This is a genomic window from Thermorudis peleae (assembly GCF_000744775.1).
Lineage (GTDB): Bacteria > Chloroflexota > Chloroflexia > Thermomicrobiales > Thermomicrobiaceae > Thermorudis > Thermorudis peleae.
Map to the genome: position 1 here is coordinate 155,249 of NZ_JQMP01000001.1, position 25,802 is coordinate 181,050.

General features: G+C 59.5%; 23 protein-coding genes. 8 read left to right on the forward strand and 15 right to left on the reverse strand.

The genetic code is table 11. The features are described from left to right. Nucleotides 1-11: 11 nt before the first annotated feature. From N675_RS00700 to N675_RS00720, 5 genes are all read right to left on the reverse strand, one after another. The gene (locus N675_RS00700; RefSeq protein ID WP_038037393.1) at nt 12-263 is read right to left on the reverse strand and encodes a hypothetical protein; all 252 of its coding nucleotides are present in this window, start codon (nt 261-263) and stop codon (nt 12-14) included. A 42-nt stretch (nt 264-305) separates the two neighbouring features. Next, nucleotides 306-2,405 (reverse strand): VWA domain-containing protein, encoded by a 2,100-nt coding sequence (locus tag N675_RS00705; protein WP_038037396.1) that lies wholly within the window; start codon nt 2,403-2,405, stop codon nt 306-308. Nucleotides 2,406-2,436: 31 nt separating this feature from the next. Beyond that, nucleotides 2,437-3,837 carry a sigma 54-interacting transcriptional regulator gene (locus N675_RS00710; RefSeq protein ID WP_038037398.1) on the reverse strand — a complete coding sequence of 467 codons (1,401 nt, stop codon included), beginning with the start codon at nt 3,835-3,837 and terminating at the stop codon, nt 2,437-2,439. A 94-nt stretch (nt 3,838-3,931) separates the two neighbouring features. Further along, nucleotides 3,932-4,840, reverse strand: a complete 909-nt coding sequence (locus N675_RS00715; RefSeq protein ID WP_156100759.1) for a type II secretion system protein E — start codon at nt 4,838-4,840, stop codon at nt 3,932-3,934. A 127-nt stretch (nt 4,841-4,967) separates the two neighbouring features. Further along, complete coding sequence (locus N675_RS00720) at nt 4,968-5,264, reverse strand: SWIM zinc finger family protein (RefSeq protein WP_231577877.1); 297 nt, start codon at nt 5,262-5,264, stop codon at nt 4,968-4,970. 141 nt (nt 5,265-5,405) lie between these two features. Here N675_RS00720 and N675_RS00725 point away from each other — a divergent pair, with 141 nt between their 5' ends. Next, nucleotides 5,406-6,665, forward strand: coding sequence for a WD40 repeat domain-containing protein (locus N675_RS00725; protein ID WP_038037400.1), 1,260 nt, complete (start codon nt 5,406-5,408; stop codon nt 6,663-6,665). On the opposite strand, the gene N675_RS13335 is transcribed toward N675_RS00725, so the two are convergent. The 6 genes from N675_RS13335 to N675_RS00755 form a co-directional block, all read right to left on the reverse strand. After that, nucleotides 6,662-7,135 (reverse strand): molybdopterin-dependent oxidoreductase, encoded by a 474-nt coding sequence (locus N675_RS13335; RefSeq protein WP_051913714.1) that lies wholly within the window; start codon nt 7,133-7,135, stop codon nt 6,662-6,664. The two genes, N675_RS00725 and N675_RS13335, sit on opposite strands and share 4 nt — an antisense overlap. A 138-nt stretch (nt 7,136-7,273) precedes the next feature. Then, on the reverse strand, nt 7,274-7,684 hold the full coding sequence (locus N675_RS00735; RefSeq protein ID WP_038037401.1) for an ester cyclase: 411 nt from the start codon (nt 7,682-7,684) through the stop codon (nt 7,274-7,276). A 132-nt stretch (nt 7,685-7,816) separates the two neighbouring features. Beyond that, complete coding sequence (locus N675_RS00740) at nt 7,817-9,601, reverse strand: LysM peptidoglycan-binding domain-containing protein (protein WP_051913716.1); 1,785 nt, start codon at nt 9,599-9,601, stop codon at nt 7,817-7,819. Beyond that, nucleotides 9,598-10,572 (reverse strand): D-alanyl-D-alanine carboxypeptidase family protein, encoded by a 975-nt coding sequence (locus N675_RS00745; RefSeq protein ID WP_081886734.1) that lies wholly within the window; start codon nt 10,570-10,572, stop codon nt 9,598-9,600. Before N675_RS00745 ends, N675_RS00740 begins: the two co-directional genes overlap by 4 nt. 62 nt (nt 10,573-10,634) lie before the next feature. Next, nucleotides 10,635-11,525 (reverse strand): oxygenase MpaB family protein, encoded by an 891-nt coding sequence (locus N675_RS00750; protein WP_051913721.1) that lies wholly within the window; start codon nt 11,523-11,525, stop codon nt 10,635-10,637. Between the two features lie 84 nt (nt 11,526-11,609). Next, nucleotides 11,610-12,770, reverse strand: coding sequence for a S1C family serine protease (locus N675_RS00755; RefSeq protein ID WP_038037403.1), 1,161 nt, complete (start codon nt 12,768-12,770; stop codon nt 11,610-11,612). Between the two features lie 139 nt (nt 12,771-12,909). Between N675_RS00755 and N675_RS00760 the strand changes: the two genes are divergently transcribed. Continuing rightward, the gene (locus tag N675_RS00760; protein ID WP_038037405.1) at nt 12,910-13,497 is read left to right on the forward strand and encodes a sigma-70 family RNA polymerase sigma factor; all 588 of its coding nucleotides are present in this window, start codon (nt 12,910-12,912) and stop codon (nt 13,495-13,497) included. Further along, entirely contained in the window at nt 13,494-14,282 is a 789-nt protein-coding gene (locus N675_RS13340) for an anti-sigma factor (RefSeq protein ID WP_051913723.1), read from the forward strand. Before N675_RS00760 ends, N675_RS13340 begins: the two co-directional genes overlap by 4 nt. Nucleotides 14,283-14,354: 72 nt before the next feature. Here the strand turns inward: N675_RS13340 and N675_RS00770 are convergent, their stop codons facing one another. The 3 genes from N675_RS00770 to N675_RS00780 form a co-directional block, all read right to left on the reverse strand. Beyond that, nucleotides 14,355-16,211: a peptide ABC transporter substrate-binding protein gene (locus N675_RS00770; protein ID WP_038037408.1), complete on the reverse strand. Its 1,857-nt coding sequence runs from the start codon at nt 16,209-16,211 to the stop codon at nt 14,355-14,357. 138 nt (nt 16,212-16,349) lie between these two features. Next, nucleotides 16,350-17,276: an ABC transporter permease gene (locus N675_RS00775; RefSeq protein ID WP_038037411.1), complete on the reverse strand. Its 927-nt coding sequence runs from the start codon at nt 17,274-17,276 to the stop codon at nt 16,350-16,352. Nucleotides 17,277-17,296: 20 nt separating this feature from the next. Further along, entirely contained in the window at nt 17,297-18,229 is a 933-nt protein-coding gene (locus N675_RS00780) for an ABC transporter permease (RefSeq protein ID WP_038037414.1), read from the reverse strand. Between the two features lie 413 nt (nt 18,230-18,642). Between N675_RS00780 and N675_RS00785 the strand changes: the two genes are divergently transcribed. From N675_RS00785 to N675_RS00800, 4 genes are all read left to right on the forward strand, one after another. Next, nucleotides 18,643-19,401 (forward strand): IclR family transcriptional regulator, encoded by a 759-nt coding sequence (locus N675_RS00785; protein WP_038037416.1) that lies wholly within the window; start codon nt 18,643-18,645, stop codon nt 19,399-19,401. 160 nt (nt 19,402-19,561) lie between these two features. Continuing rightward, nucleotides 19,562-20,317: an iron-sulfur cluster assembly protein gene (locus N675_RS00790; protein WP_038037417.1), complete on the forward strand. Its 756-nt coding sequence runs from the start codon at nt 19,562-19,564 to the stop codon at nt 20,315-20,317. Then, the gene (locus N675_RS00795) at nt 20,314-21,342 is read left to right on the forward strand and encodes an amidohydrolase family protein (RefSeq protein ID WP_038037418.1); all 1,029 of its coding nucleotides are present in this window, start codon (nt 20,314-20,316) and stop codon (nt 21,340-21,342) included. Before N675_RS00790 ends, N675_RS00795 begins: the two co-directional genes overlap by 4 nt. A 58-nt stretch (nt 21,343-21,400) precedes the next feature. Then, nucleotides 21,401-22,447, forward strand: coding sequence for an NAD(P)-dependent alcohol dehydrogenase (locus N675_RS00800; protein ID WP_038037419.1), 1,047 nt, complete (start codon nt 21,401-21,403; stop codon nt 22,445-22,447). A gap of 190 nt (nt 22,448-22,637) precedes the next feature. On the opposite strand, the gene N675_RS14505 is transcribed toward N675_RS00800, so the two are convergent. Beyond that, nucleotides 22,638-24,230 (reverse strand): helix-turn-helix domain-containing protein, encoded by a 1,593-nt coding sequence (locus N675_RS14505; RefSeq protein ID WP_038037421.1) that lies wholly within the window; start codon nt 24,228-24,230, stop codon nt 22,638-22,640. A 983-nt stretch (nt 24,231-25,213) separates the two neighbouring features. On the opposite strand from N675_RS14505, the gene N675_RS00810 reads away from it, so the two are divergent. Continuing rightward, a complete protein-coding gene (locus tag N675_RS00810) occupies nt 25,214-25,744 on the forward strand; it encodes a hypothetical protein (RefSeq protein ID WP_038037424.1) in 531 nt (176 codons plus the stop codon). Nucleotides 25,745-25,802 lie beyond the last annotated feature (58 nt).

Below are 25,802 nucleotides of genomic sequence, written 5' to 3' on the forward strand. Positions count from 1 at the left end.
GTCCACACGAACTATTGAAAGAGTTTGGAGCCAGTACCGCGCAAGCGCTTGCTCTGCTCGTGGATAGCGGCGATTTCGTCCATCGAGAAAAGCTTCTCGACAAAAGAGTCGGGACGGGGATCGCGCGCGGAGGGGCGACGATAGCCACGGAGCAGAATGCCCTGCTCCGTCTGTAAGATAACAACATCCTGGAGATCGTGCGTGTCAATGAACTTCCCGACTGCTCGGAGGATATCTTCGTAGCGATAGAGCCAACTACTCATTGGCGTTGCCCCTTCTGACGCTGCCTGCCCTGGCATGGAATCCTAGCGCAAGCGTGTGCGTTTGTTGGCAACGTAGTCAAGCAAGATGTATTCCCCAAGATGGTCGGGCGTGGCGAAGAATGCTCGCCCCTTGTTAATGCGGGCCATTTCGCTGACGAACCCAGCCATGTATGGGCTGCGCTCAAGCATGAACGTGTTAATCACAATTTGCTCACGCGTGCAGCGAGCAACCTCCTTCAGGGTCTCCTGGAAGGTCTGATAGGTCGGCGGGTAGGAGAAGCGCACCTGCTCGCCGTCGAAGTAAGCGGTCGGCTCGCCGTCCGTGATGAGAATAATCTGCTTTGTTCCAGCCCGGTGCCGTGAGAGCAGTTGGCGTGCCAGCATAAAGCCATGCTGCATGTTTGTGCCGTAGTTATATTCATCCCACGTGATGTGGGGCAGCATTGCGGGCTTAAGCTCAGTTGCGACGTACGAGAAGCCGACGATGTAGAGGTGGTCACGGGGGAACTGGGCTCGGATGAGACTATCGAGTGCGAGCGCCACTTTCTTGGCTGCGAGGAAGCAGCCGTTGTAGAGCATTGATCGGCTCATGTCGACCATCAAGACCGTAGCAGACTGGGTCAGGAGTTCGGCACGGAAGACTTCGAAATCGTCGGGATGGAGGTGCACCGGGCTGCCGGGGCCATCGCGGAAGACCGCGTTCATGACGGTCTTGGGCAGGTGGAGATAGAAAGGATCACCAAACTCGTAGGTCTTCGTCTCGTCGCTCGGTTCACCGCCACGCCCAGCTCGCGGGATCGGATGCTGCCCAATCCGGTCCTGTTTGAGATGACGGAAGATCTCGCGCAGGGCTTTCTGCCCAATCTTACGAACGCCTCGCGGAGTCAATTCGTAGCCGCGGCGCGTCCGCTGAATGTAGCCAGCCTCCTCGAGAATCCGTGTCAACTGACGAAGTTGGTCAAGCTGAGCGGCAAGTTCGTCGCCGTAAAGCTGGCGAACGCGTTCGAGATCGATTCGATTGAGGTCGCGCCAGTCGCGCACATGGCTCAACTGTTCCTCAACCTCTTGCATCCCCTGGAGGCGCTCCATGAGTTGCAGCGCCTGGCCAAGCGTGAGTTCCTCGCTGCCGGTGAACGGTTGGGCCTGCCGATACGGGTTGTAGGGGAGCAACTGACTAAGGTTGTGAGCGAGTTGCTCAAGTTCCTGCCGAATTCCCGGGTCTTGCAGTGCTGCATCGAGTGCGTCAGCAAGTTGCCGCCGCATCTCCGGCGTCATCGAATCGAGCAGGCTCTGCATCGCTGCCATCTGGCGAGCGAGGTAGTCGAGTAACTCGTCGAGATTCTTGAGGTTACGATCGAAATAGTGGCCATATTTGTGCATAAAACGCTCGAAGTCTGGCTGCCCGCCTCGAGCCCGTTCAGCAAGCATCTCGTTCAACTCGTGAAGCACCTGGCGCAGGTTTGCGAGATCCTCGGGCGTCATCTGTTGGATTGCCTGCTGCAGTCCTTGGAAGGTCTGCTGAAGCATCTGCTGCTGGAGCGAGGCGAGCAGTTCTTGGAATTGTTGGCGAGCCTGTGGATCCATAAATTCATATTGCATGAGTTGCTGGATACGACCAGCTGGATCCGGTGGGAGCTGGTCAAGGAATGCTTGCTTGCGGCGTGCCAATTGCTCCAGTAGCCGATGCGCTTCCTCTGGGCTTAACGTGTTTTCGCTTTCTTGCTCAGAAGCCATCTCGTTGGATTGCCCTGAGTCGGTCTGTGGCTGCACCGTTGGCTGCTGCCTGGCTTGGGCGAGACGTTGCTGACTCTCGGCAAGCCGTCGCTCAATGCCGCTGCGTTCAGTTTGAATGATCTCCTCAAGCCGGCGCGCGATATCGCGCAAAACCGAGTTCGGGTCATAGCGACGGAGCGCTTCTTGACGCTGGGCCCGTAGCTGCTCGAGAAGATCACGCATGCCAGTCAGGGGCATCTGTGGGTTGTCTGATCCCCACCGGAAGAGCCGTTGTAGCGCACGAGTCACATCACCATCAGCAAGGACTTCGTCAGCGATAGCATCGAGGAGCTGGTCAGCATCAAGCAAGTCGATTTGCTGTGTGCCATCCCAGCGTGTGTATCGGAATGCGAACGGTGTCTTCGACATTGGCGTCTCCTTTTACTGCCTGGCCGGTGGATTATCCGCGATAGCGTGTTCCCCGCCCTTCCAGGCGATCCTTGTTGAGTCGTCGGCTCAAATGCAGACCTTCGAGCACGAACTCGACAACCGCGGCGATCTGCTCCGGGCTGCCAGCTGCGTTGAGACGGCTGACCGCGTTGCGCAGGCTGTCGATATGCGCCACCTGGTGAACATAGCGCATCGCTGGCTGAAGGTCGGAGCATTCCACCTCAAGGCCGTTCTCGAAGGCGAGGATAAGATCATCAAAGTCACGAACGCTAAAGTAGCGGTTAAATGTCGCCAGGACCGCACCGTTGATGAGCTTCTCGATAACACGCTCTTCTTGGACATCGCCGAGCGTCTCGAGCTCAATCTTGCCAAGCGTCGATGCCATGAGCGCTGGGAGATCGCTGATGCGTGGTACTGCCTGTTTCTCGCCGAGCCGAACAGCGCGCTTCGCTGCATTGCTGATAAGCGTCTCGTAGTTGGCAATTGACATCCGAACGCTGACACCGGAGCGCTGGCTGATGTCGTGGCTGCGGCGTGCGAGATGTGTTAACTCAGCAACAATTTCACGCATGAAGGCCGGGACAACAATCGCAATGCCTGGAACTTCGAGCGGCATCCGCTCTTGTTCCATAATGGCAATTTCAACATCGAGCGAAGTGGGATAGTGCGTGCGGATTTGGGCACCGTAGCGGTCCTTGAGCGGAGTGATGATGCGGCCACGATTCGTGTAGTCCTCCGGGTTGGCGCTTGCGACGATGTAGACGTCGAGCGGCAGCCGTACGCGATAGCCACGAATCTGGACGTCTCGCTCCTCCATAATGTTCAGAAGCCCAACTTGGATGCGTTCGGCGAGGTCTGGCAGCTCGTTAATGGCGAAGATGCCGCGATTCGTCCGTGGGATGAGGCCGTAGTGAATTGTCAGCTCATCAGACAGATAGCGTCCCTCAGCCACCTTAATCGGATCGACTTCGCCGATGAGATCGGCAATCGTTGTGTCTGGCGTGGCAAGTTTCTCGGCGTAGCGATCCTCGCGTCGAATCCAGGCGATTGGTGTCTTATCGCCCATTTCTGCGATCAGGTCGCGTGCATATTTGCTGATAGGCGCAAATGGGTTATCGTTAATTTCGCTACCAGCAACAATTGGCACTTCCTCATCGAGGAGATTCACTAAGGCACGGGCAAGTCGTGTCTTTGCCTGGCCGCGTTCTCCGAGGAAGATGATGTCTTGACCAGCTAAGATAGCATTCTCGATCTGCGGGATGACCGTGTCATCATAGCCAATAATTCCTGGGAAGATCGGCTCGCCACTCGCAATCTTCGCAAGCAGATTGCGCCGCATTTCTTCGCGGACAGGTAACACCTGGTAGCCGCTTTCGCGTAGCTCACCGAGTGTCTGCGGTCGTTGGGACATGGGGCAACACTCCTTACCAATCACAAGCAATCGTGTATTGTGAGTCAGGCAACCGGGGCATCATGCCCCGGTGCAGACCTGCGAGCTGGCTTGGTCAGGTTCCGGACAGCTCGCCTTCAATCCTACTCCGCCCTGTCTCATTGTCAACGTCCGGCCGAAGTGTTTGAGCGAACGCCTCACGTTCGACCGCAAAAGCCTGGCGAACTGCTGCGCGGTCGTACGGGCCTGTCGCTACCCAGCGACTGAGCAACCGCTCGCGCCGAGCGAGGGCTCGACGCACCAGTGTTGGATCAAGCGAGAAACGGCTGGCGAGGAAATCGACAAGGGCGGCTGGATCGCTCTGCAATGGTGAACGCAGCGTGGCACGGTGAGCGAGTACGGTCGGTTCAAGCGTCCCATCGCGACAGGTGAATGTCTCAACGCGCATGACCCGGCGTAGTAGCCCTTGTGTATCCCATCCAAGGCCGAGGCTGATAATCAAGTCGATTGCGGCAAGGTCCGTTTCGGGTACTTCAAGCGGATAACGTGTGAACAGTGCGCGTACTTCCTCAGCACTCGCTGCATGCACAGTCGTTGCCAAAGCATGCCCCTGACGCAAGAGTGCAAAAGCACGACGGACGCCACGCCCCCAGAGATAGATCGGCAAGTGGCTGCTGATTTCGTTGCAGAGCAGATAGGTCCGGATGGGATCGGCAGTTTCGGCGAACTCAAAGCGCTCATACCACCCGCGGAGGTAGTAGCGGGTGATTTCGGGTGGGACACAGTCGAGCAACGCAGTGAGAAGCGTCGTCTTGCCAGCTTGCGGTTCTCGCGCGGCGACAATAACGGTGGGTCGCTGCTCCATCGCAAGCCAGAGAAAGGCTGCGACCCGGGCAGTTAACGTCTGGTTGGCCACGAGAGTGACCAACGAGAGCGTGTGTTCAGGAACAGGGCGATAGCCCCACCACTCCATTGGCTCCGTGGAGGGAGGCGTCTCGCCTCCAGGTAGCTCATCAATGGACACGCTGCCCACTCCCTCTACGATGTGGTGAAGAAAAAGTACCCCGCTACCCTGACAATGCTCGTTAGCGGGTAGCGAGCGTTGGATCGGCAATCATGCCAAGGCCCCGGATGAGGTGCCTTTCACTGTTTTAAGGATACGACGGCGCGCAAGCTGGAATGGCCGGCAAGATACCGAGTTCGGTAAGGACTAGAGCGCGGTGCTTGCAATACGGGTAGTAGGCGCTGCCAGGGCAGGAACAGAGCAAATCGCCATCGAGGACCGTAACTTCATACGCAACGCCTGGCCGCGTACCACTTGTGACTGCCCAGTACCGCGGGTCGTCATTGAGGCGATATGCGCGAATGCCTTCCTTCCGCGCCTTCTTCGCTAGCCGATACCAGACCTCAAGCGGAATGAGTGTGGTTGGTCGTTCAGTTGTCATCATCGTTGGTGCCTCAAGTGTGTCGATCTCCAACATGACGTAAGTATGCCACAGTGGCACAGGTATCGTGCATGATGCCCGGGAATTGAGTATGCTTGCACTGGTACTCCATCGTGCGTTGGCAAGAGCCGTCGAGGAACGACAATGCGATTTGGGCGGCGTAGGCTCGTTGTGGCGGTGGTGGTTGCCAGCCTCATTGTCGGAGGTGGTGTCCATGCGGTGATGTCGCGCCCAGTCCGATCGACGCCGCCGAATGACCTTATCCCCGCTGGAATGGCGCAGGACCGGCCTAATCGCTATGAGGAACTCGATGCTGGCATCGCGGTTGTCCAGTCTGCGGACTTGCCAGACAGCGATCTGAGTGCAGTGAACGCGACACCGCTCATTCGACTCAGTACCACAGCCCATCTACCGTTCGCGTGGTCACCTGATGGCTTGCGCTTTGCGACGGGTGCGCCGAGTCCAAACGGTGATGGCGATGGCGTACGGCTCTGGACACGGACAGGTCGGCTAGTGGCGGCAGTAGCTGGGCCGGGCCGTGGGGCGCGGCTTGTCGGGTTAAGCTGGTCACCCGACAGCTGGTTGGTCGCTGCAGCGTACACCACTGGTGTGATCCAGCTCTGGACAGCTGATGGCCATCCATGGCGAACGTTCATGATGCCAAATCCTGCAGCACACCTCCTTGCCGTTGCCTGGTCGCCGAATGGATCGATGCTGGCCGCAGGAGCGATTGCTGTGCCAGAGCCTCGTTTCAACATGGGGGGCTGGCTCGAAATTTGGCGCGTCGACGGCCAGGTGTTGAGCACGTGGGAAACCGGGAAAATGGCTGATACCGTAACCTTTACCTTACGGTGGTCACGTGATGGCTCGGTGCTTGTAGCGGGTGCGGGACATGACTTCCTTGTCTGGCGCACGAACCAAGAACCGAGCTGCCGGATTGCTCCTCTTGGCGATACTCCGGTTCATGCCATCGACATTGCGCCAAATGGACAGCTTGCTGCGCTTGGCGACGATAGCGGCGTGCTCACACTCTACGAACTTACCCACTGCACCGTCGTTGCTGAGCGTTCGTTGGGCATTGGAATGGTGAGTGGCATCGCCTTTTCGCCAGATGGCCAGTGGTTAGCGATTCGAGCCCGTTCGCTGACGGCCTTGCTTCGGCTTGACCGGCTCCACGGCCCATTGCAAATGCTGCCGATGACCGGCGGGATTACTGATCCCGCCTGGTCGCCCGATGGGCAATTCTTAGCGTTCGATGACAGTGTGTGGGATGTGAACAATAAAACGCCAGTCGTGACGTTGCAGGGATGCTCTGGCACTGCGCGCGCCTTAGCGTGGTCAAGCGATGGGCGCTTCCTGGCATGGGGCGGAGATGGAGCAATCTGCGTCTGGCCAATCCGTTAGCGCGGTTGCTTTACGTCTTCGGTGAGCAGGACAATGCGGTCGACCCATTTAACACTTGTGGTACATGCGCCGCTAGGGACGATGAGTCGCCACGGCGCTCCGTGTTCGAGCGGCAGCGGCTGCCCGTTGAGCGTATCACAGAGAAGTGCGCTCTCGGCAACGGCACGCGGAAGACCGATCACGTAGTCGCCAGCGCCGATGTGGATAACACGAGCCTCGGGCAATGGCTCGGCAAGCGCGAGCACATCCTGCAGACGAAAGCCGCTCCACTCCTGTTGGGGCACGACCCAGCCCTGCTGACACACAAAATCGGCGCGATAGCGAGAACGTGGCAACGCGTTCAGGTCGTTCGGCATTACGAGGAGTTGATGGCGTACCGCCCCGCAAATCTGCAAGCGCGGATCTGTCTGCTGCTGTACTGCATGGTCAGGTACAGTATGCTGTGGGAGGTGTCGGTGAATTACTGGCATTGTGTTCCTCCTTGCTACTGAAGATAGCAGGAGGCATATGCGCGGGCAAGGCGCAAGGGGCGACAGTGGAAAGCACGAGTGGCCAAGCACACAGTGCTTGGCCACTGTTTATATTGCGCTGAGGGCCTGTGACGTGCCTTACCCGGCGAGTTGCTGAATAAGCCCAAGTGTGTCCCAGGTAGTCCAGCTCTCGGTAATCTGCCCGTTGTCCAGGTGGAAGATATCGATCCCATCCATGGCAAACTGACGGCCGCTCGCTGGAAGACCCATAAATTCGCCCCGATGGGTGCCACGAATAGTTAAACGGACAGCTGCCTTATTGGGTTCAGCAATGAGATCTTCAACCGTTACCTGAAAATCCGGGAATGCTTCAAGGTAAATCTGCCGAAGCAGCAGTAAACCCTCTGGCCCTTCCGGGAATCCAGCAATGTTAGGGTCATGACGAACAAACGTTGGAGCGACGAGCGACAGGCATGTATCCTCATCGCCGCCGTTCCAGAAGTCCTCAAAGAAGCGCTCAAGGAGGACGCGTGTTTCTTCTGCACTCATGGATATTCCTGCTTTCCAACGCCACTGGTGGCGCTTTCCAAACTGAACGACCATCGGAGTATAGCGAGTGCGCCGCAGAAAGGCAAACGGGGCACGACGATTGCAACGCGCGTCGTGCCCCGTCGCTGCGTGCTACGGCAGATAATCGAGTGGGTTAACCCACACTCCATTGCGCATCATGCCAAAGTGGAGATGCGGACCCGTGGATGCGCCAGTACTGCCCATGGGGCCGAGATACTGCCCTTGGCTGACAATCTGACCGACGCTGACTGCTGGGGGGCCAGCCATGTGACCGTACCAGGTGACAAAACCGTTGCCGTGATCGATCGCCACCGCATAGCCGTATCCAACCGTACTCCAGCCAGCGAAGATGACACGGCCACCGTCAGCCGCAACGATGGGTGTCCCCATCGCGTTCGCAATATCAACGCCTTGGTGGAAGTGAGCGTAGCCTTGATAGGGTGGCTCCATCCAGAACGATGTTGGGCCAAAGTATTGGGTAATTGTCCCCTGGGTTGGCCAAATGAAGTGGCCCGTTGCGCCGCCCCTCTGAGCGCGTTGCGGTTGCGTCTGGACAGCTGGCGCTGGCGCGCTGCTCGTCGTATTGTCCGCTGCTGGCGCCGCAGCTGGAGCAGGTGCAGCTGGAGCAGGTGCTGGCGTTGGCGTTGGTGGGGGCGGAGGTGGAGCTGGTGGTTTGCCACCTGGAATCATGACGAGTTGGCCGACACGGAGCTGGCCATTATTCCCTAGCCCGTTCAGCGGGTAGTTGCGAATCACGTCAGGAGTCACACCATATTTCTGGGCAAGGGATTCAACGGTGTCGCCGTCCTTGACCTGGACCATCACGCCGTCTGTCGGCAGAATGGCAAGACGTTGCCCGGGATAGATAAGGTCGCCGTCTGGGAGGCTGTTTGCCCAAATGATTGTCTCTGGTCGTAATCCAAAGTATTGCGCGATCGTTGCGAGTGTATCCCCTGGACGGACAGTGTAGAGCAGCACTTGTGTGCGGGCCGGCATCTTCCCCCCGGGCACCATGATCATCTTGTAGGGGGCGAGGTCAGCGTCGCTCTGCACACCATTGGGGGCGTAGTTGGTGATGGCGCTGATATCAACTTGATAGCGTGCAGCGATGCTCGCGAGGGTATCACCATCGTGGACAATGTGCAGCATACCGTCGACTGGCGGTACCCGGATTGGCGTGCCAGCGGGGAGGGGTGCAAGTGGGTCACTCATCCCGTTTGCCCACAGAAGCGTATCAACACTTCGCTTTGTCTGGCGAGCAATGTCAGCAAGAGTTTGTCCCGCTTCAGCAGTGACAATCCGGATGTTCAGCTGGTTGGGAATGACCGGACTGGATGAAACGCTGAAATAACCGGAGAGTGGGTCGACACCGCTTGCGCCGCCGACTGAGCCAGCCGCTGTTGTCAGGGTTGTAGAACCAGTAAGCATTGTCTGCAAATCACCAAGTTGCTCTGTGTTGCCAGCTGGGGCTGGTGCCGGGGTTGGCGTAGGAGCCATGCGATTCCAGAAACCATGGCCAGCAATGATAGTAACGATAATGGCTAGCAAGACGAGATGGCCAAGCCAGGTAGGACGCTGCAGAGCTGTGCGGAGCGTTGCTGGTGGTGCAGGTGGCATCGGTGGGTGCCGGGTAATGATCGTGTGCGGTCGAGGGCGTACTGTTGGAGTGGTCGCATGAGCAGGCACTGGCATGCTTGGCCGCGCGGCAGGCTCGTTGGCTGCTGGTGTCTCGACTGGCGGCTGGACGCCGTTGCCGCCGATTGTTGATGGCGGTGGTGCTGCAGGCGAGGGCGCCGCAATGGGCTGCTCATCGTCGATGCTTGGACGCCAGCCGAAGACTGGTTGCGGTGGCTCGGCGCTCACTCGATGACTGGTGTGTGACTCACGCTGACTCACGCACTTCCTCCCTTGGTCGAGCTTTGTCGTCGTGCCAGGCGGGCGACCCACTGAATCAGCGCGCGGGCGTCGGCGTAGCGGTCTGCGCTCTGCAAGATGACGCCAAGGTAGGTATGGTCGCTCGTCTGCCAGGCGAAGACGAGACATTCACCAGCTGCTGGTGTTGTCCCGGTCTTCAGCCCGAAGACTCCGTCTTGTCCGAGAAGCTGGTTTGTATTCGTCAGTTGTAATGTCCGCTGATGCGGGCCACCGATACGCACAGTCGCTTGGGGCATTGCGGCGATGCGCGGTAACACGGGATCGGCAAGGAAGGCCTCGGCAGCCTTGGCAAGATCGGCCGCAGTCGTGTGTTGCCCAGGGGCATCATCGCCGTCCGGCGTGGTAAATGTCGTGTTCTGCATTCCGAGTTCTTTGGCCAGCTGGTTCATTGCCACGACGAAGCGTTGCTCAGGCGCTCGATCAGCAGGCTGGGTGAGTTGTGAGCCGATGTGGTGGGCCAGGACACGCGCAGCGTCGTTGCCGGAAGGCAAAAGCAGGCCAACAAGCAGATCGTGGACGGTGACCGTATCGCCGGGTTGTAACCCCATCGCTGAATCCTCAACGGGGTTGACGACATCAGCTGGGTCGACTGAGACGATGTCTTCAGAATGAGCCAGCCGAGTGGTCAAGAGTGCCGTGATGATCTTCGTTGTGCTTGCTGGCGCGAGCGGCTGGTTTGGATTGAGCGCGAAGATCGTCCGGTGTGCTGTGACATCAACAACCACTGCAGCGGAGGCGCTTAAAGCTGGAGGCGTTGGGGTTGCGGTGGGTGGCGGCGAAGGAGTAACAACAACTGAGAGAGTCACAGCAGCATGGGCTGAGACTCCGTCGTTCCCCCGACTGTGCTGGCTGTAGCGATAGACGCTTGCTCCGACAATTGCACTGCTGACCAGAAGCAGTGCAATGCCAAGAACAATGCGCAGTCTCGCCACCCCCAATCCTCCGCCCTTCCCGGGTTACTCCGGCCCGCGCTGATTGTAGCGCATGACGGCGTCTAGATGTGCCATGGGCATGCCATCATCATGCGCATTGCTGCATCACCATGTGGCCAGAAGCGAAGGCGTGCTGGCCATAGTGGCAACGTCATGCGTATGAGGGTTGTAATCATGCGCAATCGGCGTGCATCAACTGCTGAGGCTGGAAAACCGTAGTCGGCTCGGATTGGTGCCGGCAACCAGCCGAGCGTGACCAAGCGGAGCAGCGCAGCGGCAGGCTGGAGGAGCGGCGGCAACGGTGGCCAGAGAAGATGACGAGCAAGGGCACGCGCTGTCGCCGAGACGGTAATGTGACCACTTGTGAACATGGCGGCAAGGTAACGGCGTAACTCGTCCCAGGTGCCGGGGAACGTGCCGACTGGAACCTGCAGCCAATACTCCATGACGCGACTCGCCTGGCAGTACAGATCACGCTCGGCAGACGAGAGTGGCGCAACGAGTGTCTCGTATGCCAGGAGCACGCTTTCGATCAGGGTTGCGTGAACCCAGGTGAGCAGCGCAGGATCCTCAGCTGTGTAAAACGTACCGACCGGATACGGCCCAATGGCCTCAGTGAGGGTACCGTGGACTCGGCTATGGACGCGAAGAATGTGGCGCGCTGTACGACGAGCCACAGCCGGCGGGCCAAAGGTGAATGCGCACATCGCCCTGACGGTGCGAGAAACGCGGGCGAGCATCGCCGCATTGCTGTCGCGGAAATGACTATGGTCGGCGACTCCGGCTGCAACCAATGGATGAGCAAGTTGCAACAGCACGGCACGCCCCCAGCTAATGAGGACTATCCGCTCACGATTCACTCGCTGGGCGACAAGAAAAGCGTCGTTGGGAATGCCTTGCACCCGTAACCAATCCTGGTAAGTCCGTCCTCCAACGAGGCTCGGTACTGTCATTACGCGCCTTTCCCCGCCGTTGGTGAGGCATCAGCCAATCCTGCAGACTGATGCCTCACCAACGAGTGCGAGGGTATACGTGTACTACTTTATGACGGGGGCCTGTCCAAGCGTTGCGGTGATGGTCTGTTGCTGGCCGTTGCGGTTGATTGTCAAGGTCAACTTGTCACCCGGCTTGTGTGAGCGAATGACCTGTTCAAGGTCGCTTATTGACGTCATGTTCTTGCCATCCGCCTGGATCACAACATCACCTGGCCGGAGGCCAGCTTGCGCCGCTGGGCTGCCCGGTGATACGTCGACAATCAGCACGCCTTGATTGACTGGCAGGTTGTAGCGTGCTGCCAAGGCCGGAGTGACCGTCACGCCGGCAACGCCAAGGTAGCCTTGTGGTGTGCCAGAGAGCAGTTGTTGGACGATTTGCTTTGCCTGGTTAATTGCGATAGCGAACCCGATGCCCTCGGCCGATTGAATCTTCGCGGTGTTGATGCCAATCACGTTGCCATTGAGGTCAACAAGCGGGCCACCAGAGTTCCCAGGGTTAATCGCCGCGTCGGTCTGAATGAGATGCTCCATGGTCGTGCCACCGGTCTCTTGGGCGCTCAGTGTCCGGTTGAGCGCACTGACAATGCCAACAGTAACCGTTGGTCCGCCTTCAAGGCCGAGCGCATTGCCGATCGCGACGACCCATTGACCGATCTTGAGCTGGTCGCTGTCGCCCAAGGTGGCAACAGGAAGGTTCGTGCCGTCAATCTTGATGACCGCGATGTCGTTCTGCGGTGAGCGGCCAATGAGCTGTGCCTGGAACTTGCGACCATCAGAGAGCACTACGGTAATCGATTGGGCATCACCAACGACGTGATCGTTGGTCAGGATGTAGCCCTTTGGGTCAAAGATGACGCCAGAGCCAACGCCTTGGACGACTTGGCCAAAACCAAAGGCCGTCGGGCTCACTGTCCGGACCGAAATATAGACGACCGACGGAAGCACCTTCTGTGCAACGGCTTCAACCGCCGTCGAAAGATCTTGACTCCCGGCACTCGCTGCCGCGCTGGTCGACTGGCCGGATGATGCGTTTGGAGTTGTGGATGTTGCTGGCGTCGTCGTGGTAGTGGAGGTGACAGCTGTAGCAGCCGTTGGAGAGGTGTTGGTGCTTGTTGCTGTTGCCTGGCGGGATGAGCAGGCTGTTAACACCATGCTGAACACCAGCATGAGAACGATGAACAAGCTCGCTATCCGTGCGCGCATCGTGAGCTCCTTCCACTCCGTCGAGACATGGGTTGAAACCAGGCGCCATCCCATGCCCTGCTTCGGTCACTGTGGGGTATGATACCCCCAGCACGTAACCCAACTGTAACCATGCGCATGCAGGGATGGGGATGGCCCTGTGGTTGGTCAAGAAGAACTGAGCGACGAGGCGTTATTGCAGGCAATGCGCGCGCGTCAACCAGAGGCGCTCGCTCAGCTCTACGACCGCTATGCGGCGGCTGTGTACAGTCTTGCCCGCATGATCACGCGGGATGACGGAGCCGCTGAGGATGTCACGCAGGAGGTGTTTCTGCGGCTTTGGCAAGCCCCGGAGCTGTATGTGCCAGAGCGTGGCCCGTTTGCACCGTGGCTGCTACGCGTTACTCGCAATCGCGCGCTTGATTGGGTACGGCAACGCCGGCGAGGCACGGCCTCACTTGAAGTGATCATCGATGAACGTGGGGTTGAGCCGGCTGATGGAGGTGACGATCCAGCAGCGCTTGCTGAGCGTACGATACTGGCAGAGCATGTGCGGCAGGCGCTTGCTGAACTTGAGCCCAGCCAGCGGCAGGTGCTGGAATTTGCCTACTTTGCTGGGTTGACACAGCGGGAAATGGCGGACATGCTCGGTATCCCGCTCGGGACGGTGAAGACGCGTGTGCGAGCTGGCATGCGTCGACTTGCGGAATTGCTGGCACGAGAGCGAATATGGACAGAGACGGAGTGATACATCAGCATATCTGGGATGATCTGCCCGCCTACGCGCTTGGAGCGCTCGCCGATGAAGAAGCACAGCGTGTGGCAGTTCATCTGCGTGCCTGTGCAGTGTGCCAAGCTGAGCTTGCCCGGCTTGATATCGCGGCGGCTGCACTCGGATTCGCTCTTCCCCTGACATCTCCGCCAGCGGCCCTGAGGGCCCGTGTCCTCGCCATGGCTGCGGGGCCACCCGCTGCAGTGCCAACAGGTCGCGTGGTTGTCCCAGTGCAACGGCAGCACTGGCTGACACGGCTCCGCCGGGTCGCTTGGGCGGCAGCTCTTGTTGCTCTGCTGGTTGAAAGTGCCGTGCTTGGCATGCTGGGTGTACGCCTCGAGCACGCTGAACGTGCCCAAGCGCAAGCGAACGCGCGTCTGGCGCAGATGCTTGCTACATTACGTCAAGCAGGATGGTCAGCGCCACTCCTTGGAGAGTCCAACGGTGCTGCTCCTGTCTCTGGGCGAGTCTATGTCGATCCCCAGGGGACGGCTGGTGTGCTGATCATTGATGGCCTGCCGCCATTGCCATCCCAGAACCTCTACCAGGTTTGGCTGATCCGGCCAGATGGACAGCGCGTCAACGGCGGTGTCTTCACGGTTGATCACTCTCGTCAGGCGATGGTGCTCTTGCACACGCCCGATCCATGGACAGCCTTTATTGGTATGGGGATTACCATTGAGCCAAGTCCGGGAGGAAGCATACGGCCAACGGGGCCCCGTGTTGCTGGATGTACGTGGGATTGGGCAAAGGGATATTAGCGTTGGAGCATGGGAAGGAAAGCCACGGGGCCAGGCATTTGCCTGGCCCCTGACCGTCCAATGTTCCTGCCGTCAGTGCTTCAGGACACGGTAGTAATCATAGTCGCGGAGGAAGATGTTCCACTTTGCCGCGTAGTCGCCACTTTTGGTCTTCGGCAAGTTCGTGATCCAGGGCTTAACCAGCGCGTAGTTCCAGGGGTTATAAACGTAGATCGCCGCGCCGTCGGCAAGCTGGATCTCTTGCGCTTTCTTGTAGAGTTCAAGGCGCTTTGCTGGGTCAGTCTCGCCGCTCGCTTGAAGAACCAACTGGTCATACTGGGGGTTTGACCACGAGTGGCGATGGCCGCTGGTTTGCTTTGAGTACCAGACTTGGAACATCGTGTTCGCTGGGTCAGGGTAATCGACGTACCAGCGCACCCACATGAGTGGGATCTTGTGTTGCCACATGCGATCGTACGTCTCGTTCGGCTCACCGACTTCCAGTTGGAGTGGCATGCCAAGCACATCCTTGAGCATCGCAATGACGGCTTCGCCTGCCGCTTTCTCGGCATCGCCCTCACGGCGCATGGTCATGGTCATGCCCTTTGGCCAGTTCTTGCCGCCCTCGTAAGGCGTGCCCTTGAGCAGGCTGCGTGCCAGGTCAGGATCGTATTTGGTGTACTGATCGAAACGGTCTTCAATATAGAAAGGAATACCTGGCGGGGTCATCGTATAGGCTGGCGTCGCAAGCCCTTTGAGCACGTCGCGGACAATCACATCGCGGTTGATCGAGTGCGCCATCGCCAGGCGCACTTCCTTGATGTTGTACGGTTCGAAGTTTGGGTCGGGCACAATGTACCACGTGCCAAAGAGGTTATAGCGATGAAATTCTTTTGAAAGTTGGGGATCGCTCTGAACACGTTGGAGCTGGCCCAGTGGCGCGCGATAGAGAATGTCAATCTCGTTGTTCTGATAGGCGAGGAAGGCCGCGTCAGGCTTGATAATTGGCCGCTCAATCCGCTGCAGGGTGATGTTCTTGGCGTTCCAATACTTGTCATTCTTTTCGAGGACGAAGCCCTGCTCGTGCTTCCACTCCACGAGTTTGAAAGGCCCATTGCAGACGATATTGCTGGCCTCGGTCCATTTGTCGCCGTATTTTTCGACGGAGGGTCGGTGCGCCGGTGCGGCTGCAATATACGCGGCAAGGACGGGGAAGTACCCACGCGGCCCCTCGAGCGTCACCTGCAGCGTATAGTCATCGAGCGCCTTTACCCCGACGTCGTCCTTGCTCACGCCTGGTTTCTTATTGTTGAAGGCTTGGGCGTTCTTGATGTCGTAGAGGAACGCTGCGTATGAGGCCTGGGTTTCGGGATCGAGCTGGCGTTTCCATGACCACTCGTAATCGTGGGCGGTGACAGGATCGCCATTGCTCCAATACGTATTCTTGCGGATGTGGAATGTCCAGACCGACGCATCCTGATTCGGTTCCCAGCGCTCGGCGATATCGGGAACGACCTCATTGTCCGGGTTGAACATGCCGAGCATGGCGAAGCAGGCTTCGTCGCCGCCGCAGTAGAGATCCTTATTGAAGTCGAATGACTGTGGTTCATCTTCCACACTGACTCGCAGAACCTGGGTGGCAGCGAGCTCCCCAGTTGTCTGCGTGGCCGTTGTACCAGCAGCTGGTGCTGTCGCGGTCGCCGCTGCCGTTGGTACAGTGACCGGCGTTGGCGTGACTGGTGGTGGCGGTGTCACCGCAGACAATGGCGCAGTTGGGGATGCATTACTGCCTCCGCCGCAAGCTTCCAGTGCAAGGGCTGCAGCAGATGCACCGCCAGCGGCCGTGACAATGCGGAGAAAGTCGCGTCGGTCGACTTTAATCGCCTGCAAACGTTGCCAGAGCAATGCCAGCTGCTCTGGGTCTTCCCACCAGCGCAACGGATCCCCCATTGGTTTCCTCCTTATTTACTGTGAACTCGACAAGCGATGCGTATCACGCTCACGACACATCAGGTACGCGCGTTCGCTAGGGCGGTTGTGGTACCCGGCAGGCCATTCATTCCCCCTTTCTCTCCTCCTCAGCCGGAGCTAGCGACTGCTGCGTGTTCGTGGATCGAGCGCGTCGCGCAGTCCGTCGCCGAAGAACGTGAACGCAAGCATGAGCAGTGCAATCGCAATGGAGGGGAAAATCGACATGTACCAGTAGGACTGGATATACACCTGATATTCTCCCGCCATTTGTCCCCAGCTCGGGCGTGGCGGGTTGATACCGATGCCAATGAAACTCAGCGCTGCCTCGGTGAAAATTGCTTGGGGAATGCCGAAGGTAACGGTGACGATGATGGGTGAGAGGGCGTTCGGAAGCAGGTGGCGGAAGATGAGGCGCCACGGTCCGGCACCGAGGGCTCGAGCAGCCGTGACAAAATCACGTTCGCGCAACGCGAGGAACTCGGCACGGGTCAAGCGAGCAAGGGTTACCCAGCCGGTAATGCCGATCGCGATGAAAATGTTCTGCAAGCCTCGTCCAAGCGCAGCCATGATCAAAATGACGAACAGAAGTTGCGGGAAGGCGTACATGACATCGACAAAGCGCATCAGCCAGCTGTCAATTCGACCGCCGAAGTAGCCGGCGATCGCGCCGATCGGCACCCCAATCAGGAGCACGAGCAGTTGCGATCCCAGTCCAACGGCAATGGAGACTTGCGCGCCCCAAATCATCCGACTCAGCATGTCACGACCAACAAGGTCTGTGCCGAGCGGATGCGGACCAGTCCACGTTGGGAACTGGGAAATTGCCGTGTAGTCCTGCTTGTCATAGGGATAAGGGGAGATCACTGGGGCGAGGATGGCCATCAACGTCACGAGCACAATAATCGCAAGGCCAAGGAGGGCGAGACGGTTTGCGATGAGACGATTCAGCGCATCGCGCCAGAGCGTACGATGCGGACGCGCAGCGTAGAGCAGCGCATCAGCGCGTTCGGCGCGGCCAGAGACTCCGGCTCCAGTCATTGCCATGGCTCGTCTCTCCTCTCACCCTAGCTTAGGCGGATGCGCGGGTCGACGAGGCCGTAGACAATGTCGACGACGATGTTCATGACCGCCAGCAATGCGCCGTAGATCAAGGTGACGGCCATGATCATCGGATAGTCACGAGCGATCAGACTATCCACATAGAAACGTCCCATGCCGGGAACACGAAAGATTGCCTCAACAAATGGCGAGCCGGTGCCAATCGCAGCGAACATCGGGCCAATGATGGTAATTGGCGGGATCAGGCCATTCTTGAGCACGTGGCGCACGATCACTTGGTGATTTGAGAGCCCCTTTGCTTGAGCGGTGCGCACGAAATCTTGCCGCATCACTTCAACCATGCTGGCTCGAGTGTATCGTGCAAGGATACCCATCGGCCCGAGCGAGAGGGCAATCGTTGGCAAGACCCAGTCGATTGGCGATGACCACCCGCCGGTTCGCGGAATCACCGGAAGAAGCAGCACGAAGAGCAAGATCAAGAATAAGGCAAGGATGAAGTTTGGGAGTGAGACGCCGAGAGTGGCGATGATGCTACACAGGTAATCGATCGGCCCGTTTTGGTTGACTGCAGCCAGCACGCCAAGCGGAATGCCGATCACGATCGCGACGACCGTTGCCATTGCGCCGAGTTCCATCGAGACCGGAAAGGTGGTGGCAATAATTTCGCGGACTTGCCGTGTTCGGTATTGGTAGGAGATACCAAAGTCGAGGGTCCAGATGTTCTTAAGGTAGACAAGGTATTGTTGCCAGAGCGGCTTGTCGAGGCCGAAGCGTTTTGCGAGGGCTTTTTGCGCCTCTGGTGGCAGGGGATTGGCGTTGGCAGCTTGTGGTTGCAGTGGACTACCTGGTGTCGCATGCATGATGATGAATGTAATGAGCGAAATCGCGATCAGGGTGGGAATCACGAGTAGAAGCCGCCGCACAATATACTGTGCCACAGGATCTCCTCTCTCTTGCCCGCTCGACCACTGAGCCTGTTCCCAGCATCACTGTTCCATTGCCCGGTGGCGGATGGCCCGCCAAATGCGGGAAGACGACCGGACCATAGCATGCGCGCAAGCGGCTTGTCAAGAGCTCTCCGGCGCATGCACTGCTTGCGTTGACCATAACACGTGGCTGGTGATGAGCCGAGCATGCTGCATTGTGCAAGGTGTTGCATTGTCTTTGGGCACATGCCTATACTCGAAGCTACAGTGTTGTTCTGGGCATGGTGTGATACTGATATCTCCTCGCTGAATATCTTCCTAATTATTTATCTTGCTTTCTCTTACCTTCCTTCACCGCTGTGTTGCCTGATGTTCTCTGGGCAGTATCAGGTTGGCCGTAGGCGTGGGGGCGGAGGCGACCGGCGATGCAACCAGAGAAGCAGACAATGCGTGTGGCACAGCGAGTATTGGAAGCACTCCGCTTAATAGTAGCAGGGCCCGACGGCATAACACCGAAGGAACTGGCCCTGCAGCTTGGTACGAGCCTGTCGACAGCCTACCATATCATACATGCACTGGAATCAGCAGGATTTGTGACAAGACGGCATCGCGGCGTTGTCTCGCCTGGGCCCACCTTCTATCGGCTGCTGGAAACCGTTCAAGAGCGTCAGCATCTTGATGTCGATGCACTGGTACGTCTCGCCGATCGAGTCAGTGATGCCACCGAGTCCCGCGCGTATGTCGCAGTCTGGTCAGATAATGATGTTGAAGTCGTCTATATCCGTGGACGTCGTGGCCACCGCGAATTGCCCGGCATGGCGCGCGGATTCCGCGGCGCGGCACATGCGCTGGCCTTGGGGAAAGTGCTGCTGGTGGGGCAGCCATTAGAACACTGGCCAGCATACCTTCGCGCACGTTCACTGCCAGCCTTCACGCCGTACACGGTGACTGAACCAGCGCAGCTCGCAACTGAGCTCGAGCGCGTCGAGATGTTTGGTGTGGCCTACGACCGCGAGGAGTTCGCGCTTGGTTCATGTTGCATTAGTGTTCCGGTCTTGCTCCAATCTGGTCGGGAGACAGCCGCGAAGGCTGCGCTCGCGATCTCTGTTCCGCCACGTCGCTTTGCAGCTGAGCACACCGAATTGACAGCTTTCCTGCGCTCGTTGACACAACCTCGTTCGTAATTGCGTCTGTCTCACGAAGTTTCCTCGACTTTTTCGCACCAGATGCGAAAACGTCGATACATCTGTTGCCGCACACTCGGGTGGCACATATAGTCGGCTGCAGTACCGCAAGGATGAAGAGAAGCAAAGCCGGTGACAGGCTTGCTGTAGGAGAACAGCCATGCCGCCGAGTGTAGCCCAGATTTGGCAGGAGCTTGATCAGGTCCTTGACCCAGAATTGGATCAATCGATCACACGGTTGGGCTTTGTCACGGAGGCGACCGTGCAGGGCAGCACCGTGCTGGTCCGGTTGCGCTTGCCAACCTACTGGTGCTCGCCGAACTTTGCCTACTTGATGGCCGACGATGCACGACGGCGGCTCGAGCGCTTGCCGGGGGTCGAGCGAGTGCTGGTCACGCTTGAGGATCACTTTGCCGCTGAGGCGATCACCCACGGGGTCAACGCCCGGTGCGCGTTCAGCACCATTTTCCCTGGTGAAGCAACGGATGACCTCGAGGATCTGCGTCGGTTCTTCTTGCGGAAAGGGTTTCTGAGCCGCCAACTGGTCATGGTACAGGCGCTGCGGCATGCGGGACTGAGCGATGCCGCGCTCTGCGCGTTGCGACTGCGCGATCTCCGGCATGCAGCAGGGCAGTACTGGGTCGATGACCAGGGGGAACAGCGGTGGGTTCGGCCGGCACGTGCGGTGGAGCGCTACCTGACGCGTCGGAGGGAGGTGATTGGCGACGACGGTCCAGAGGCCTGGCTTCTCGTTGATCTTGATGGCCGACCACTGTGCCCAGACCGCCTGTCTGATTATTTGCGGCAGATTCGGGCCACCGTGGTTAACCTACGGGCGAGTGCAGCCTTGTGTGAGGCACTGTTGGCAAGTCGCCAGCAATGGGGCGCAATAACGGTCAAGGAGGCCGTGCAATGATTCGCGTTGACGGGCACGAGGCGTTTGTCATTGACGGACACGTGCACTTTTGGGATGGCAGCCCGGAGAACTGGCGCAACCAGTGGGGTGAGGGCTGGATCAAATGCTTCTACGACTACCACACGGCGTTAACACCCAAAGAATGGCAATGGTCATTTGACGAGTTCTGCAAATACCCAGCCGAGAAGATGGTACGTGATCTCTTCCTTGAGGGACACGTCGACATGGCGATTTTCAACTCGACCTACCTCAAGGAGTTCTTCAAGAACGGCTTCAACACCCACGAACAGAACTACGTGCTCAAAGACCGCTATCCCGATCGCTTCATCCTCTGCGGCTCCTTTGACCCCCGCTGGGGAGAGGCTGGCTTCGAGACATTCCGCCGCATGGTGGCCGAGTACCCGATTCAGGGGCTCAAGCTCTACACGGCAGAGTGGTACAACGGCTCGCGTGGCTGGAAGCTGACCGATCCGATGGCGTACCGGTACTTGGAGCTGTGCCGGGAGCTGGGGATTAAGAACATTCATGTGCATAAGGGCCCGACCGTCTATCCCTTGAGCAAGGACGCGTTTGACGTCCATGATGTGGACACCGCTGCCACCGACTTCCCCGACTTGAACTTCATCGTCGAACACATCGGCCTGCCGCGGCTGGATGATTTCTGCTGGATTGCCAAGCAGGACCGCAATATCTATGCGGGCCTGGCGGTGGCGAGTGCGTTCATTGCCTTGCGTCCGCGCTACTTTGCCGAGATTATGGCGAATCTGCTCTATTGGGTTGGCGAGGATCGCATCCTCTTCGGCAGCGACTATGCGATTTGGACGCCCAAGTGGATCATTGAGAAGTTTGTGAACTTTGAGCTGCCCGACGATATCAAAGACGAGTATGGCGTTGATCTCACGCCAGAAGCCAAACGCAAGATCCTGGGCGAGAACGCTGCGCGGCTCTACGGCATCGACATTGCTGCGCAGAAGGCGAAGCTGGCCCAGGATCCGATTGGCCAGCAGTTGGCCACGGCTGCCTAGCGGCTGGCTGTGAGACGGGGAGGGGAACCCCTCCCCGGGAACTGGTAAGGGGGAAGCAGTGCGCGCAGCACGACTGTATCGGTATGATCCGGAGATGAATGAGCAACTGCGGCTCGAAGATGTTCCCGAGCCCACGATAACGCAGCCGGACGACGTGATCGTGCGAGTGGTGGCGGCTGGGCTTTGCCGCACCGATTTGCACATTATTGAAGGTGTCTGGAAGGATATTTTGGACCCGCAACGGACGCTGCTGCCCTACACCCTCGGCCATGAAAACACGGGGATTGTTGAGGCTGTGGGCAGTGGCGTAACTGCTGTCAAGCCAGGCGATCGGGTGATTTGCCACCCCTTGCGTACCTGTGGTGTCTGCCTGGCCTGCCGCCACGGCGAGGACATGTACTGCCTCAATGGTCGGTTCCCAGGGCTCGACAGCGATGGCGGGTTTGCTGAATACCTGCTGACGAGCGAACGGGCGCTCGTCAAACTCAGTGCAGATGTTGATCTGGTCGAGGTCGCGCCGCTGGCCGATGCTGGGCTGACGGCCTATCGGGCTGCCAAGAAGGCGGCGCGCCTCCTGCCGCCGGGGACGTCCGGGGTGATCATTGGCATTGGGGGCCTGGGGCACATCGCCCTGCAGGTGTTGCGGGCCTTCAGTGGGGCGCGCCTCATTGCCGTCGACGTGTCCGAGGCAGCACGCCAGCGCGCACGTGAACTCGGTGCCGACGATGTGCTCGCTGGTGGGCCCGACTTGGTCGAGCAGGTCAAGGAGCTGACCGGTGGCGGAGCACACGTCGTGTTGGACTTCGTCGGGGAGAAAGGGGTCGAGCAACAGGCCTGGCAGATGCTGCGCAAAGGTGGAACGCAGATCATCATCGGGTATGGCGGTCGGATTGAGATTCCAACCGTACACATGATTTTCAACGAGATTACGGTTGCAGGAAGCCTCGTTGGCAACTACGCCGAACTCTATGAGCTCATGGACATGGCTGCGCGTGGCTTGGTGCGTGTCCACGTCCAGCGCTATCCCCTGCACGAGATCAACCGCGCGATCGACGACTTTAAGCATGGCCGCTACTTCGGTCGCGCGGTCATCGTGCCATCGTAGCGGTTGCTAGGCAAGCACAAGGAGCGTCGGCTGCCGGGTTGCTCCGTGCAGGCGAACCAGCTGTGGAGTGACAGCGACAGGACGAAGAGATCACCATCCGGGCATCACAGGATCATATCGTTGATGACGGAGGGCCATGCGCGCCGTATCATCTGCATTCCCGCGTGCAGAGACGGCGCGCAAATGCTGCTCAGGTATTGTCTTCTGTGCGATGCTCCTCCTCTTGGGGCGCGGGAAGCTGAGGCGTCACACTTGGGGGAACAACTGAACGTGTGGCCTGGGAAGTAGCGCCAGGCAGTCGGGAAGCTGGTAGTTTACTGGTGGGAGCCTCGGCCTCGCGGCGCAGCTGGGCGAGGCGGTTGAGGGCTTCGACACGGCTGCGGGCGCCGAGCTTGCGGTAGCTGTTCTCGAGGTGCTTGCGCACAGTACCGAGCGAGAGACCAAGCTGGTGGGCGATCTCTTTGTTGGAGAGTCCCTGGGCAGCTAACTCGAGGATCTGCACTTCGCGCGAGGTCAGCCCAGCGTGGTCAAGCGTGACAAGCATGGCTGGAGGGAACGGGAGTGCCTGAGCACTAACCGAAGGAGTGGGCTGTTCAGGTGGCATTTGGGGAACAGCCGGGGATTGCGGATGGCCGGAAGTAGCTGGTGGCGTGGCTCCTGGCGTCATGGCGAGTTCAGGCCACAGTGCCGGGAAGGTGATGGCTGCGAGAAGGAGGACAGCGGCGGCAAGGAGCGCAGCGTTCATTTCGCGACCAGCTGCGAGGGTTGCGATCGGCTCGGCAAGCAGCATGCCGAGGAAGATTGCCGAGGTCATCGTCCCAAGGCCGAGACCTAAGATCCGCCGGTGCCGGGCGGCGTGGTCGGCGAACGTCGTCCAGAACGTGACATCGAGAAAAGCGTAACTGCCAACAATCAACGTCTGGGCGAGGATGTCCTGCAGGGGCCCATTGAGCAGCGCCCAGCCGACGTAGCCCAGCCCAAGCATGCCGGGGCCAAGGCGGGCGGCCCGACTGCGGCCACGGGTAGCGATCCAGGCGGCCACAGGTAGGAAGACGAGGTAGGGTATGGCACCTAGGCGGGTGCCGATTGGCCCGAGGGTTGGCAGCACCAGGGCATACATAAGACCGCCGACGAGGTAGACACTGAACACTGCCGGCAGCAGCGGCAGGAGGGTGTGCCATGGCACGCTGGGCTGGCCGTGCAGCTGCTCGTCGTGTCCAGTGACCAACCAGGGCAGCGCCAGGGGGCCGAGGGCGAGCGCACCGACAAGCACGCGGTCGATCACAGGACCATGAAGCAACAGGACGGCCATATAGGCCAGGTTGGCCAGGAATGCGCCAGCGGCGATAGACCAGGGACGGGCGGGGGCTGGCAGGGCAGCTAGTGCCTGGCCCACGGCGAGCACGCCGCTAGCGCTGGTAATACCAACGGCAACGAGTAACGGTGCCCACCAGGTGACGGGAAGGACGGCGAGGGACAGGGCCAGCGGGGCGGTCACTGCGCCGAGGCGGGTGGCCCAGGCAGTGGGCAGACGGCCGAGAGCGAGCCCGGCGGTCAGTAGGGTGAGCGTGTGGGCGAGGGTGTAAGCCTCAGCGGCCGAAAGAGGGCCGAGGCCAGGGGGCTGAGCCCGCAGAAGTAGTGGCCCAGCAAGCGGCAGACTGAGGATCCAGGCGAACAGCAGCCCTAACGCGAGAGCCGGCCGGCTGATCGCGTGCCGCAGTGCGGTGGGAAGGCGAGATGGCTGGGTATCGGCCATGGTGATCGGTAACGAGACTCCGCTCATCCCCTGCCATACTCCGCCGTCCCGCTGGCCTCGTCACGTATGATCCAGCTGCGTTGCTATGGGAAGATACAGCACACCCACGGGCTGCCGGCTCCCCACACCCCTGCCGCTGGCTCTCCAGCTGAGGCCGTCCTGTGCCCGGCGTGCCTCGAAATATCGCACTGAACCTCAGACAACCGAATGACGCAGAACGGATCAAGCAATCGAGACGCGCCAGCAGGACGGTTGCAGTCCGCGCACTCGCAGTATACCGCGAACGCGGTGGATGTGTATCCCCCATTGGGGGGAATTGCAATGAACGTGCATAATACTCGACCGGGCACATCGGAATTCTCCGGTCTTCCCAGGAAAGCAGGTTCCCCCAAGCAAAATCCCCTCACTCTGTAACCGTGGACGACTCGGTACGTTCCGACTTTCACGTTGAGGGTTGCCGACGTAGCCGGCAGCGTCCATGCTGTAGTTGCAACGTAATCGTAAAAAGGAGCGTAACGCTGCAGGTGCCAGCCTAACAGATGGATTCGACTCAGCGTCACTCCTCCCAGCTCCGCTGCCCAGTGCTACCGGTTGGCCGCCTACCAACCCGGGCCACTCTGCCAGGCGAACGCATCGACGGCCCACTCAGTATCCGCTCCCGCGATGCTGGGCCAACTCTGCTGCCACCTGGCCACCCTCACAGCCAAAATTGTGAAGCTTCACAACATAAACTACGCCTTTTGGCGTAGTACGTACACCCGGCATACGACAAAAGGCGTAGTCCGTACACCCCAGTATTACGCGCTTTGTCGTATTCCCTTTCCCCGCGCATTCGGCTATGCCCAGGAGTGAACGAGCAGCCCGTGCCTGGCTGGACGGCGCGGCGGTGGCATGCTGCCGGGGAGAGGAGGGCCGTGAGGACCGGCAGCACCGCTCGCAAGCCCGCGGGCTTCGCCCGACTGGCACCTGGTCAGTGGTGTGCAGAGGCGTCAAGGGAAGGAGGATGGCTGATGACGACGTCTCATGATGCCGCCGCTCTGGCCACCCTGATCCAGCAAGCGGCCCAGTGGCTGCAGGCGCAGCCGGTCTCCGATGAGGAGGCCTATGCCTGGATTGGGGCAGCGCTCGAAGGTGAAACGGCCGTCACGTTGCGTGCGCGTGAGGACGTGCGACGCCGCGTGCAGCCAGCGGCGCTGGTAGCCGAGGAGCGCACCGGGATGGCTCGTCACCCGGACGAGGCGGCTGAGGCGCTGTTTCGCCTCACGCGTGCGAGCGCTATTGCGGCGGGCCACGAAGCGGTGCATGCGACCGGGATTCTTGACGATGTCCTGCGGGCTGTCTGCCAGGCGTTGCGGGCGGGGCAGCCGGTGACCGAGGCGCTGGCAGGGATGGCCTCGTTCCTGGCGCTGTTGCCGTCGCCGTGGCAGACAGCGCTAGCGGTTGCCGGACTGGTGGCACTGGTGCTCAACCGGGTACGGGAGGGCTGGTGCCAGGACCAGGGTGGCAAACCGGTGCCGTCTCAGCCGGAGCAGCCGCGGTGAGTGATTGAGGTGGTGGGGTGGCTAGCCCAGGGGTGGGCTAGTTGCCCGAGGAGACAGC

Excerpts from the sequence above, each read along its gene's own strand:
- N675_RS00700 (WP_038037393.1), bottom strand. The coding sequence starts at position 263 with ATGAGTAGTTGGCTCTATCGCTACGAAGATATCCTCCGAGCAGTCGGG.
- N675_RS00705 (WP_038037396.1), bottom strand. The coding sequence starts at position 2,405 with ATGTCGAAGACACCGTTCGCATTCCGATACACACGCTGGGATGGCACA.
- N675_RS00710 (WP_038037398.1), bottom strand. The coding sequence starts at position 3,837 with ATGTCCCAACGACCGCAGACACTCGGTGAGCTACGCGAAAGCGGCTAC.
- N675_RS00720 (WP_231577877.1), bottom strand. The coding sequence starts at position 5,264 with ATGATGACAACTGAACGACCAACCACACTCATTCCGCTTGAGGTCTGG.
- N675_RS00725 (WP_038037400.1), top strand. The coding sequence starts at position 5,406 with ATGCGATTTGGGCGGCGTAGGCTCGTTGTGGCGGTGGTGGTTGCCAGC.
- N675_RS13335 (WP_051913714.1), bottom strand. The coding sequence starts at position 7,135 with ATGCCAGTAATTCACCGACACCTCCCACAGCATACTGTACCTGACCAT.
- N675_RS00735 (WP_038037401.1), bottom strand. The coding sequence starts at position 7,684 with ATGAGTGCAGAAGAAACACGCGTCCTCCTTGAGCGCTTCTTTGAGGAC.
- N675_RS00750 (WP_051913721.1), bottom strand. The coding sequence starts at position 11,525 with ATGACAGTACCGAGCCTCGTTGGAGGACGGACTTACCAGGATTGGTTA.
- N675_RS00755 (WP_038037403.1), bottom strand. The coding sequence starts at position 12,770 with ATGCGCGCACGGATAGCGAGCTTGTTCATCGTTCTCATGCTGGTGTTC.
- N675_RS00770 (WP_038037408.1), bottom strand. The coding sequence starts at position 16,211 with ATGGGGGATCCGTTGCGCTGGTGGGAAGACCCAGAGCAGCTGGCATTG.
- N675_RS00775 (WP_038037411.1), bottom strand. The coding sequence starts at position 17,276 with ATGGCAATGACTGGAGCCGGAGTCTCTGGCCGCGCCGAACGCGCTGAT.
- N675_RS00785 (WP_038037416.1), top strand. The coding sequence starts at position 18,643 with ATGCAACCAGAGAAGCAGACAATGCGTGTGGCACAGCGAGTATTGGAA.
- N675_RS00790 (WP_038037417.1), top strand. The coding sequence starts at position 19,562 with ATGCCGCCGAGTGTAGCCCAGATTTGGCAGGAGCTTGATCAGGTCCTT.
- N675_RS00795 (WP_038037418.1), top strand. The coding sequence starts at position 20,314 with ATGATTCGCGTTGACGGGCACGAGGCGTTTGTCATTGACGGACACGTG.
- N675_RS14505 (WP_038037421.1), bottom strand. The coding sequence starts at position 24,230 with ATGAGCGGAGTCTCGTTACCGATCACCATGGCCGATACCCAGCCATCT.
- N675_RS00810 (WP_038037424.1), top strand. The coding sequence starts at position 25,214 with ATGACGACGTCTCATGATGCCGCCGCTCTGGCCACCCTGATCCAGCAA.